Raw genomic sequence first — 10,538 nt, forward strand, 5'->3', positions numbered from 1 at the left:
CGCCGCGGATCCCCCTCGACGAGCGTCGCGCCCCGGCGACTCCCCGTGCAGAGGGCCGAGCGGCCCTCGCCGGGGACCGATCGTCCCGCGCCCGTGCCGCCTCGGCCACCGAACCCGGTCCCTGGCTCCCGGCGCCGGCCAGACCTCGGTCGGCCACAGACGGCCACCCGCGAGCCGCGTCAGCCCGCCGTCCGCCCCCACATCGGCCCGAACCATGCCCAGGCCTCGTCCCACTGCGCCATGCGCCGGCGTTCCAGGCGCTCGCGGATGATGCGCCCGCCGACGAACGGGATCGCTGCCACGCTCATCCCCACCAGCACGCCGACCATGGCCGCGCGTATCTGGGCCTCGGACTCGCCGGCGGGCTGTGTCACCAGGAAGCCGTCACGGTCCGTCCACACGGTGACCGCCGCACCCGTCCGGGTGCCCGCGGCGACACGTGCCTGACCGGCGTGGGACGAGCCGTCCGACCCGGTCCAGCGCACCTTCGCCCAGACCCGTTCCGCACCGGCCGCGGTCGCGGCCGTCGCCTTCGGCGCGTCCTCCGTGAGCAGGGCCACGACCGGCCTCCACTCGGCCCGCTCCCGGGCCAGACCGCTTTCCACGGAGTGCGTCGCCGCCACTCCCGTCAGCAGTCCGCCGACCACGGTCACGGCCCAGACCGCGAGCACGACCCAGGCCTCCAGCGCATCGCTGCGGCGCCGCAGCGGATTGCGCCGCCACCGCCACAGCCACACCCTGGGACCGCGGAACGCCGTCATCGATGGCAGCCACCTCATCGATGGCATCCTCCTCACGCACGCACGGACACCCCCCGACCGCCCTTCCATACGGGATCCGGGCCTCCCGTGCTCACGTGACCTCCGTCATCCGCCGGTTTCCGTCGGCTCCGCCTCCCCGGCACACTGGGTTCCGGCCTCTGGGTCCCGGGCCCGGGCGGCTCTCCACGTCCCCACGCAACACGGCTCTGACCTGCACAGACACACACTCCAGGGGTGACTGTCAGTGCCGGGGTGCAGACTGGCCCGTGTCTGGAACACCGGCGTTTCGGAGGTGGTCGGCATGGCCGACGTACTGCTCACCGTGGGGACACGCAAGGGACTGTTCATCGGGCGGCGACGGGGCGGCGCCTGGGATTTCGACAAGAGTCCCTACTTCAACGCACAAGCCATCTACTCGGTCGCCATCGACACCCGCCGCGACACCCCACGCCTGCTGGCCGGAGGGGACAGCTCGCACTGGGGACCGTCCGTCTTCCACTCCGACGACCTGGGCCGCACCTGGGCCGAGCCCGCGCAGCCAGCCGTCAAGTTCCCCAAGGACACCGGCGCTTCGCTCGAGCGTGTCTGGCAGCTGCACCCGGCGGCCGCCGAGCCGGACGTGGTGTACGCGGGCACGGAACCGGCCGCGCTGTACCGCTCCGAGGACCGGGGCGAGAGCTTCGACCTCGTACGCCCCCTGTGGGAGCACCCGACGCGTGAAAAGTGGGTGCCGGGCGGCGGCGGCGAGGGCCTGCACACCGTGCTCACCGACAAGCGGGACCCGAAGGCCGTGACAGTCGCCGTGTCGACGGCAGGGGTGTTCCGGACCCGGGACGGCGGCGCCAGCTGGGAGCCGTCCAACTCCGGTGTCTCCGCGGTGTTCCTGCCCGATCCGAACCCGGAGTTCGGCCAGTGCGTCCACAAGATCGCGCAGGACGCGGCGACCCCGGACCGGCTGTATCTGCAGAACCACTGGGGGGTGTACAGAAGCGACGACGCGGGCGCCCACTGGACGGACATCGGCGAGGGCCTGCCGTCGACGTTCGGGTTCGCGGCGGCCGCCCACCCCCACCGCGGGGACACGGCGTACGTCTTCCCGATCAACGCGGACGCGGACCGCGTCCCGGCCGACCACCGGTGTCGGGTCTTCCGCACGGCGGACGCGGGCAAGAGCTGGGAGCCGCTCACCGCGGGGCTGCCCGCGGAGGACCACTACGGCACGGTGCTGCGCGATGCCCTGTGCACGGACGACGCGGACCCGGCGGGCGTGTACTTCGGCAATCGCAACGGCGAGTTGTACGCGTCGGCGGACGACGGCGACAGCTGGCAGCAGCTCGCCTCCCATCTGCCGGACGTGCTGTGCGTACGGGCGGCGGTGATCGCCTGACCCGATGCCGACATGTGAAAAAGCGCCGTACGACGGACTCGCACGCGGACACATCCGCCTGGGCTGCGCCCTGTTCGTCAACCAAGCGATCATTCCCGGTCGCCCTCGGGCCATCGGTTGATCATCGGTGTGTGCGCGGCAGGAGGGTGACGCCCGTGGCGCCACGACCGTTGCCTGAAATCGTCGAAGCAGGCTGGGCGAAGGCCCTGGAGCCACGTGTCTTCCTGCTCAAGGAGGCCCGCCCCGAGGAACTCGTCGCCGGCATCCGGGCGGTGGCGAGCAGCGACGGGGTCGTCGCCCCCGGCCTGACCCGGCGCCTCCTCGACGCACACGCCCACCAGGTCCTCTCCCCCACCGACACCGCCGAACCGCGGGCCGATCCCCGGCTGAGCGCCCTGAGCGAGCGCGAGAACGAGGTCCTGCCCGCCATCGCCAAGGGCTGGACCAACACCGAGATCGCCGAACGGCTCGTGCTGACCGAGTCCATGGTGACGAAGCATGTCGGCCGGGTGCTGACCAAGCTCTGTGCACGCGACCACGCCCAGGCCGTGCTCATGGCGTACGACGCTGGGCTGGTCCGGCCCCGTCCCTGAGCGACGGCGCTACGGCCGAAAACCACAAGGGGCGGTCGCATCGCAGTGCCACCGCCCCTTCTCCGCTGCGCCACGCCGTCAGCACGGCCGCCGAGGTCGCGGCCTCAGTCCGGCAGTGCCTGTCCGCGGGTTTCCGGAGCCAGCCGCACGAGGCCCATGCCGACGACGAAGACGACGGCGGTGAGGCTGAGCGGGAGTGTGAGTGAGCCCGCGGCGTGGATGCCGTATCCGATGAGGAAGGTGCCCGCGGCGGCGAACCACCGGGAGAAGGTGGTGGTGAACGCGAAGGCGGTGGCCCGCATCCGGGTGGGGTACTGCTCGGGCAGCCAGATGGTGAAGACCGCGAAACTCGCGCCGCCGAGTCCGAGGACGGCAAGAAGACGAAGGGCAGGCCGATGGAGGACATTGGGAACGCCACCCCGTACGCGCCGACCGTCCCGACGATCATCAGCCCGAACAGGGTGGCCAGCGCACCGCGCCGGCCGAGGCGTCCGGCCAGGCGGGGCACCGCGAAGCAGCCCAGGATGGTGAAGGCGCCGACCGTCATCGAGGAGAGGCTGGCCAGGTGGACGGTGGTGTCGTGGCCGTAACCGGCCTGTGCCGAAAGGTTGTTCATGGCGGTCGGGACATAGGTCGAGCCCGCCCACAGGCCGATCACGCACACGACGAGGAGCAGCAGATTGCCGATGGTGCGGCCGCGGTACGGGGGCGTGAGGATCTCGACGACCGGCTGCCAGAACGACCGCTCGGCGGCGTGGGACTTGTCCTTCCAGCGTTCGGGCTCGGGGGTGCTGCGGCGGATGAGGAAGACAGCGAGGGCGGGGAAGCCGCCGATGAAGAACATGCCGCGCCAGCCGCGCTCGGGTCCGAACAGAAGATAGACGGCAGAGACGGCGAGGACGCCGAAGTAGGCGGCCGAGTGCATCAGTCCGCCAAAGCGCTCGCGGACCCGCTCGGGCATGACCTCGGAGAGCAAGGTGCCGGCCATGGCCCATTCGCCGCCCACGCCGATGGCGGCAAGGAAGCGGAAGGCGTTCCACTGCCACAGGTTGGTGGAGATACCGGCCAGGGCGGTGAAAACGCCGTACATCAGGATCGAGGCCATCATGGCGGACTTGCGGCCGAAGCGGTCGGCGATGGGGCCCCAGATGAAGGAGCAGCGCCAGCCGAGCAGGAAGAGAGCGGCGCTGATCTGCCCGTACCAGCCGATGTTGTCGGGTGTGACCTTGATGCCGGCGCGGGGCAGCAACTCGGTCATGGTGGGGGCCAGGACCAGTCCGAAGATGGTCCAGTTGAAGCCGTCCATGGCCCAGCCGCCGAACGAGCCCCAGGAGGCGTGGCGTTGAGCCTTGGTGAGACGTTCGGGGACGGTGGCGGCGGAAGTCGTCGTGGTTTGCTCGTTGATCGTCACGGGGACCTCGATTCGGCTCTGTTCGAAAGGTGACGACGTCAGGGAGGCGGAGTTGGGAGGGTGAGCGGGGTGGCGGACCGGCGGACCGTCGCGGGTCAGCCGGCGTCGGTGACGCGGGCGAGGAAGGTGGCGAGTCCGGCCTGCATGCTGGCGTAGTCGGCGGCCGGTCCGGTGGGGGTCTTGCGCAGGTGGTCGCGGACGGGCTCCAGGAGGGTGTCGACGGAGCGTTTCGCCGCGCGGATCGCCGCCGGAGGGTGGGCGATGATCGAGGCGACGAGCGCGGTGACGGTGTCGTCGAGCTCGGTTTCGGGCACGTGGGTGGTCGCCAGGCCGAGCCGTACCGCCTCACGGCCGTCGACCAGTCGTCCGGTGAACAGCAGGTCGCGGGCCGATGCGGGGCCGGCGAGCAGGGCGATACGGGCGGCGAACGTCGGCGGTACGAGGATGCCCCAGCGGGCGATGGGCATGCCGAGTGTGGCGTCGTCGGCGACGACGCGCAGGTCGCAGGCGCAGGCGAGTTGGCAGCCGGCGCCGGCGGCGGTGCCGCGGATGCGCGCGACGACGGGGACGGGGAGGCGTTCGATGGCGGTGAGCGCGCTCTCCATCGCGGCGAAACTGGCGTCGATGTCGGCGGGGTCGACGGACAGCCATTCACGCATGTCGGAACCCGCGCTGAAGAAGCTGCGGCCCGCGCCGGCGAGGACGACCGCGCGGAGGGTCGGGTCGTCGGCCAGGTCCTCGAACAGGGTGGCGAGGGCGTGCCAGTCGCGGGTGGCCAGCGCATTGGTCCGGCGTCCCGTGCCGACCCGCACGGTCGCGAGGCCGCCGTCCCGCTGGAGACCGACCGCGCCCGAGCCACCGGTCACCGTACGGCTCCCGTGGCCCGCAGTTCCTCGATCTCGCGGACGCTGTAGCCGGTTTCGGCGAGTACGTCGTCGGTGTGCTGGCCGAGCAGCGGTGGGGCGGTGCGGATTTGGACGGGGCTGGCGCTGAGCTTGAGGGGCGATCCGACGGTGCGCAGTTCCCCTGCCGTGGGGTGACGGAGGACTGACACCATCTCGCGGGCGACGGCCTGCGGGCTGGTCAGCGCCTGCTCGACGGTGCTGATCGGAGCGCAGGGCACTCCGGCGGCGTCCAGTGCCTCAGCCCACTCGGTGCTGGCGCGCCGGGCGAGCGCCGCCTCCAGGAGCGGGATGAGTTCCTGGCGGTGGCGCACCCGTTCGGGGTTGGTGGCAAACCGGGGGTCGTCGGCGAGGGTGCGTTCGCCGAGGAGCTCGGCGAAGGTACGCCACAGTTTGTCGTTTCCGGCGGCGACCATGAGATGGCCGTCGGCAGTGGACAGAGCCTGGTAGGGGACGATGGTCGGATGGGCCGAGCCGTGCGGCCCGGGGACGGTGTCGGTGGTGAAGTAGCCGCCGGCCACGTAGGTGAGCCAGGCGAGTTGCCCGTCGAGCGGGGAGATGTCGACATGCTGGCCGCGGGCGGTGGAGCGGCGCGCGTGCAGGGCGGCGAGGATACCGATGGCGGCCCACATGCCGGCGCCGATGTCGGCGGTGGCGACGCCGGGGCGCATCGGGGGTCCGCCGGGTTCGCCGGTGATGCTCATCATGCCGCTCTGTGCCTGGGCGATGGCGTCGTAGCCGGGCCGTGCGGCCCACGGGCCGGTCTGCCCGTAGCCGACGCCGCACTGACCGCCATGGCCGAGGCCATCGAACGCGGCGAGCTCGGCGTCTCCGAGGACAAACGCTTCCACGCCGCCGTCACCGCCGCCGGCCACAGCCCACTGCTCGCCTCCTTCATGGCCGAGATCTCTCTGCCCATCGCCGGGGGAGAGCAGGGAGGAGTCACTGCGCCAGCCCGGCCGACCGGCCAAGTCCCTCGAGCAGCACCGCGCCATCGCCGAGGCCATTCGCGCGGGCAACTCCGAGGCCGCGGCCCACGCCATGCACCACCACGTGGTGACCGTCGGACACGTCAAGCTGCTGGACTGGCAGGCCGAAGCGCTGGGCTGAACCGCCGAGGAGGAGCCGTCGGACCGCGGAACCGGTCCGGCCAGACACCGCATGCGTCGCCCGCGGGCCGTGGTGCCCCGGTGGCTCGCTCTATGAGGGTGCTCCCGGAAACTGTCGTTCGGCCGGTACGAAAATGAGGGCCATGGTGCCGATGCGGCACTCTGCCGTGCTTCGAGGAGGACGGGCAGATGCCCGTGAGGCGTCCTTCTCAGCCCACCTGAGCAGCGAAACGGTACCCGGGGCTTCGGCCGTCGGACCGTCCCGGTCGGGCCACGAGGGTCAGAGCACCACTGCCGCCCCCGTTCGTGGTACCACCGGGGCGGCGGACACGGATCATCCGGCCGAGCACAGACGATCTGTCGGGGCCGGTGTGCAGGTCGCCGGGTCTGCCGTGCAGGGTGGACGCCTCACCGTGAGTGAAGCAGAGCACTGCCGCGGGCGCCCCGCCGTCGGCCAGAAGTGCCAGGAGGCCGCCCAGCCCGAACGACTGGTCGTCGGGATGGGCGACCACCGTCGGCACCCGCCGCTCCCCGTCCGTCAGGCCGGGTCCAGTGCCGGTCATCTCAGGTGCAGATGATCTGGCCGCCGGCCGCGCGCTCGTAGAACTCGCCGACCGTGATGATGCCCTGGACCTGCTCGACCAGGTCGTCGTTGTCGACCTCGAACAGGTCCACGGACGCCTTGCAGGCGTAGATGCCCGCGCCGGTGTCGGCGATCATCTCGCTGAACTCTGGGATCGACGGGATGTCGAGCTTGTCCATCTTGCGTTCCATGTACCGGGTGACCAGGTCCGGCACGCCGGGCATGCCGCCGAGCAGGGTCGGCAGGTGCAGGCCAGGGTTGCCGACGGTGGCCGGCTTGATGTACTCCCAGTGCTTCTTCGTGATGGCGTCCAGGCCGAAGACGGTGAAGAACAGGTCGGCCTCGATGCCTTCGGCTCGGGCGCCGTTGGCGTGATCACGGCCGGGTGGATCCCTTCCAGGGATCCCTTGGAGACGATGATCGAGACCTTCTCGATCGTGGCGATGTCGGCCATGGCAGGCACCCTCCTCAGATGCAGCCGCGGGGCTTGGCGATGCCGGCGATCTTCGCGGCGGTCTTCGCCGGGTACTTCGCCAAGAGGCTCGGACCCTGCGGCAGGCGTGAGGTCACGGCAGTCGCCAGTCCACCGGCTGACCGCCCTGCTGCACGAGCAGGTCGTTGGCCCGGCTGAACGGACGCGAACCGAAGAACCCGCGGTCCGCAGACATCGGCGAGGGATGAGCAGACTCAATCGCCGGAAGATCCCCCAGCAAAGGCCGCAGATTGCGCGCGTCACGCCCCCACAGGATCGACACCAGCGGCTTGCCACGCCCGGCCAGCGCCCGGATGGCCTGCTCGGTGACCTCCTCCCAGCCCTTGCCACGGTGGGCGCCGGGGCTGCGCGGGGCCGTGGTGAGCGCCCTGTTGAGCAGCAGTACGCCCTGCTGAGTCCACGGCGTCAGGTCCCCGTTGGACGGCCTGGGCAGCCCCAGGTCGGAGTGCATCTCCCGGAAGATGTTCTCCAAACTGCCGGGCAAAGAACGCACCTCGGGCGAGACTGCGAAACTCAACCCGATCGCCATCCCCGGAGTGGGGTAGGGATCCTGGCCGACGATCAGGACACGGACGTCATCGAACGGCTGCTGGAAAGCCCGCAGGACATTCGCCCCAGCCGGAAGGTACGTCCGGCCGGCCGCTATTTCGGCCCGCAGGAAGTCGCCCATGGCCGCGATGCGTTCGGCCGCAGGTTCGAGAGCCTTCGCCCAGCCTGCTTCAACAAGTTCATGCAAGGGTCGTGGTGCCACAGCGCGTCACTCTACTGGCACACAGCGAAGCCCCGCACAAGCCAACAGGCCCCGCACACCAGGGCTCCTTCCGGCGCTACTCTTCCTCCTCATCGAGGTCTTGAAGTCGGTCGAGCAAATCGCCCAACCGGTCGCCGGGAAGGAAGGGAGCTTGTTGCGTCCAGTGGTCGAGCCACTCCGTCATGGTCACCATGCCTGGTCAGCCCTTCGCCCTCGATACCTGGATTTCGAAACTCCCGCACACGCCGTGGGGCTGTCCTTCTCGGTCGCTCCGGACGTACGGCCGCTGCCCGGCAGCCTGATCAATATCTTCCGGGAGCTCAACACCGACCTGGGCCTGCCCCAGCCGGTCAACGGCGATCTCACACCGTGGAGCAAGCAGGGCGTGCTGTTGCCCAACAGGGCGCTCACCACGGCCCCGCACCGTCCCGCGGCGCACCGGGGCAAGGGACGGGAGGACGTCACCGAGCAGGCGACAAGGGCGCTGGCCGCACGGGGCAAGCCATTGGTGTCCATCCTGTGGGGCCGTGACGCCCGCAATCTCCGGCCGTTGCTGAGCGATCTGCCGTCGGTCGAGTCCGCTCACCCGTCCCCGATGTCGGCGGACCGTGGCTTCTTCGGCTCACGCCCGTTCAGCCGGGCCAACGACCTGCTGGTCCGGCAGGGCGGTCAGCCGGTGGCCCGGCGCCTGCCGTGACACAGCCGGGCCCCGTGGACGACCGGGCGGCGGGCGTGCGCGGACCGGCGCGGGGTGCGGCACTCGCGGTGGACTCCGGAGGTTCCGGCCTGCGGGCCGTCCTCGTACCGTGCGGTGGCCCGCCCTCGGCCGCGACGGCCCCGCTCACCTCCGGGGAGCCGGTCCGCATCGGTCCCCGCGGGATCGACGCCGGGCATCTGCTGGAACAACTCCTGCCGATGGCACGGCAGTTGCTGTCGAACGCCGGTGGTGCCGAAGTACGGGCGGTCGCGATCGGAGCGGCCGGTCTGGCCTCGCTCGGCGACGGCCTGCGTGCCGGTCTTCCTGCGGCCCTGGCCCGTGAGCTCGGCATCCGCAGGGTCGCACTGGTCGCGGACGCGGTCACTGCCTACACAGGGGCGCTCGGCGCGCGCCCCGGCGCGGTGATCGCGGCCGGCACCGGTCTGATCGCGCTCGGCACGGACCTCAGGAGATGGCGCCGGGCGGACGGTTGGGGCCATCTGCTGGGCGACTGCGGCAGCGGTGCATGGATCGGCCGGGCCGGGCTGGAGGCGGCGCTGCGCGCCCACGACGGACGGCCCGGTGGATCCGCCGCTCTGCTGGCGCGGGCCGAGGCGGTGTTCGGCCCGGTCACCGGGCTGCCCGGCAAGCTGTACCCGCGCACCGACCGACCCGCCGTGCTGGCCTCGTTCGCCCCCGAAGTGGCCGCCTGCACCGCCGACGACCCGGTCGCTGCCCTGATCCTGGCTGCCGCGGCCCGGCACATGGCCGAGTCCGCAGCCGCCGTGTGCCCTGCCTCGGGCGAACCCCGAGTCGCCCTCACCGGAGGCCTGTTCCGCCTGGGCGACCCGCTTCTCGTACCGCTGCGGGAGGAGTTGGTGCGACTGCTGCCGCAGGCGCACCAGGTACCCGCGGAGGGCGACCCGCTGCACGGTGCCGCCCGCATCGCGCTCGCCCTCGCCAACGACACACTCGAACTGCCGTACGACGAACAGCTGCTGCATGTCGCGACCGAATAGGGCAAGTAGTTCCCCTTGCCGGGAGAAGGAAGTTGCTCCCGATACAGGGCGGTAAAGTCACACCGTATCGATCGCTTCTCATCCTTACGTAACTCATCAGACAAAACTGGACGGATACCGCTCACCTGCACCCTCCCCGAACAGGGGAGCCCACAAAGCCAGTAGCATGCGGCGCCATGAGTTCCCCCACTGGGCCCGCATCCGGCCTGCCTGTACGAATGCCGCGACCCCGCCAGCCCGGACGGCACCGCCGTCCGGAACCCCTGGCGGCTCCCGAGGGCGCGCCCGCGCTCGTCCTCGCGGTGCCGGGCACGCCCAGCGCCGCCACGCGCAGCCTCGCCGAGGAGGTCGTGAGCATCGCGCGTTCCGAGCTGCCGGGCCTCGACGCCCGGATCGGCTACCTGGACGGGGACGACTCCGAGTTCCCCACGCTTCAGTCCGTCCTCACGCACACCGCCGAGGAGCGCACCGCCCGCTACGAGCAGGCCGTCGCTGCCGGTGTGGAGGCGAAGGAGCCCGACGGCCCCGTCGCCGTGGTGGTACCGCTGCTGGCCGGTCCGGACAGCGCCCTGTTGCGCCGGGTCCGCCAGGCCGTCATGGACAGCCGTGTCGCGGCCGACCTCACCGATGCCCTCGGCCCGCACCCGCTGCTCGCCGAGGCACTGCACGTACGCCTGTCCGAGGCCGGTCTGGCCCGAGCCGACCGCGCCCGCCTGTTCACCGTGGCGACGGCCGCGGACGGCATCATCCTCGCCTCGGTGGGCGGGGACGAGGCCGCGCAGGCGGCCGGGATCACGGGCATGCTGCTGGCCGCGCGGCTCTCCTTGCCGGT

11 protein-coding genes and 2 pseudogenes are annotated in these 10,538 nt (G+C 71.3%); 6 read left to right on the forward strand and 7 right to left on the reverse strand.

The window, feature by feature from the left end:
- Positions 1-179: 179 nt before the first annotated feature.
- Complete coding sequence (locus ABT186_RS46260) at positions 180-761, reverse strand: Rv1733c family protein (protein ID WP_502973537.1); 582 nt, start codon at positions 759-761, stop codon at positions 180-182.
- Positions 762-1,062: 301 nt separating this feature from the next.
- Between ABT186_RS46260 and ABT186_RS46265 the strand changes: the two genes are divergently transcribed.
- A complete protein-coding gene (locus ABT186_RS46265) occupies positions 1,063-2,148 on the forward strand; it encodes a WD40/YVTN/BNR-like repeat-containing protein (protein ID WP_351930415.1) in 1,086 nt (361 codons plus the stop codon).
- 221 nt (positions 2,149-2,369) lie between these two features.
- A pseudogene (locus tag ABT186_RS46270) lies at positions 2,370-2,741 on the forward strand (response regulator transcription factor); the annotation flags it as partial.
- On the opposite strand, the gene ABT186_RS46275 reads toward ABT186_RS46270, so the two are convergent.
- The 3 genes from ABT186_RS46275 to ABT186_RS46285 all read right to left on the reverse strand — a co-directional run bounded on the left by ABT186_RS46275 (position 2,701) and on the right by ABT186_RS46285 (position 5,905).
- A complete protein-coding gene (locus ABT186_RS46275) occupies positions 2,701-4,152 on the reverse strand; it encodes an MFS transporter (protein ID WP_351930417.1) in 1,452 nt (483 codons plus the stop codon). The pseudogene ABT186_RS46270 and the gene ABT186_RS46275 overlap by 41 nt on opposite strands.
- Before the next feature lie 95 nt (positions 4,153-4,247).
- Positions 4,248-5,018, reverse strand: a complete 771-nt coding sequence (locus tag ABT186_RS46280; RefSeq protein WP_351930419.1) for an enoyl-CoA hydratase/isomerase family protein — start codon at positions 5,016-5,018, stop codon at positions 4,248-4,250.
- On the reverse strand, positions 5,015-5,905 hold the full coding sequence (locus ABT186_RS46285; RefSeq protein ID WP_502973535.1) for a CaiB/BaiF CoA transferase family protein: 891 nt from the start codon (positions 5,903-5,905) through the stop codon (positions 5,015-5,017). Before ABT186_RS46285 ends, ABT186_RS46280 begins: the two co-directional genes overlap by 4 nt.
- Before the next feature lie 142 nt (positions 5,906-6,047).
- Between ABT186_RS46285 and ABT186_RS48230 the strand changes: the two genes are divergently transcribed.
- Positions 6,048-6,164: a hypothetical protein gene (locus ABT186_RS48230; RefSeq protein ID WP_502973538.1), complete on the forward strand. Its 117-nt coding sequence runs from the start codon at positions 6,048-6,050 to the stop codon at positions 6,162-6,164.
- A 208-nt stretch (positions 6,165-6,372) separates the two neighbouring features.
- Here ABT186_RS48230 and ABT186_RS46295 read toward each other — a convergent pair whose 3' ends face one another.
- The 3 genes from ABT186_RS46295 to ABT186_RS46305 all read right to left on the reverse strand — a co-directional run bounded on the left by ABT186_RS46295 (position 6,373) and on the right by ABT186_RS46305 (position 7,990).
- Positions 6,373-6,726 carry a PIG-L family deacetylase gene (locus ABT186_RS46295; protein ID WP_351229950.1) on the reverse strand — a complete coding sequence of 118 codons (354 nt, stop codon included), beginning with the start codon at positions 6,724-6,726 and terminating at the stop codon, positions 6,373-6,375.
- A gap of 1 nt (position 6,727) precedes the next feature.
- Positions 6,728-7,150: a DsrE/DsrF/DrsH-like family protein gene (locus ABT186_RS46300; protein ID WP_351229980.1), complete on the reverse strand. Its 423-nt coding sequence runs from the start codon at positions 7,148-7,150 to the stop codon at positions 6,728-6,730.
- Positions 7,151-7,312: 162 nt separating this feature from the next.
- The gene (locus tag ABT186_RS46305; RefSeq protein WP_351930423.1) at positions 7,313-7,990 is read right to left on the reverse strand and encodes a uracil-DNA glycosylase; all 678 of its coding nucleotides are present in this window, start codon (positions 7,988-7,990) and stop codon (positions 7,313-7,315) included.
- A gap of 226 nt (positions 7,991-8,216) precedes the next feature.
- Here ABT186_RS46305 and ABT186_RS46310 point away from each other — a divergent pair.
- The 3 genes and pseudogenes from ABT186_RS46310 to ABT186_RS46320 form a co-directional block, all read left to right on the forward strand.
- Positions 8,217-8,687 (forward strand): annotated as a pseudogene (locus ABT186_RS46310) (uracil-DNA glycosylase); the annotation flags it as partial.
- Positions 8,684-9,706, forward strand: a complete 1,023-nt coding sequence (locus ABT186_RS46315; protein ID WP_502973536.1) for an N-acetylglucosamine kinase — start codon at positions 8,684-8,686, stop codon at positions 9,704-9,706. The pseudogene ABT186_RS46310 and the gene ABT186_RS46315, both read left to right, overlap by 4 nt.
- 176 nt (positions 9,707-9,882) lie before the next feature.
- A partial coding sequence (locus ABT186_RS46320; RefSeq protein ID WP_351930425.1) for a sirohydrochlorin chelatase family protein occupies positions 9,883-10,538 on the forward strand: 656 nt, incomplete at its 3' end.

The organism is Streptomyces sp. NPDC001634 (genome assembly GCF_040298185.1).
Classification (GTDB): domain Bacteria; phylum Actinomycetota; class Actinomycetes; order Streptomycetales; family Streptomycetaceae; genus Streptomyces.

Excerpts from the sequence above, each read along its gene's own strand:
- ABT186_RS46260 (WP_502973537.1), bottom strand. The coding sequence starts at position 761 with ATGACGGCGTTCCGCGGTCCCAGGGTGTGGCTGTGGCGGTGGCGGCGC.
- ABT186_RS46265 (WP_351930415.1), top strand. The coding sequence starts at position 1,063 with ATGGCCGACGTACTGCTCACCGTGGGGACACGCAAGGGACTGTTCATC.
- ABT186_RS46295 (WP_351229950.1), bottom strand. The coding sequence starts at position 6,726 with ATGACCGGCACTGGACCCGGCCTGACGGACGGGGAGCGGCGGGTGCCG.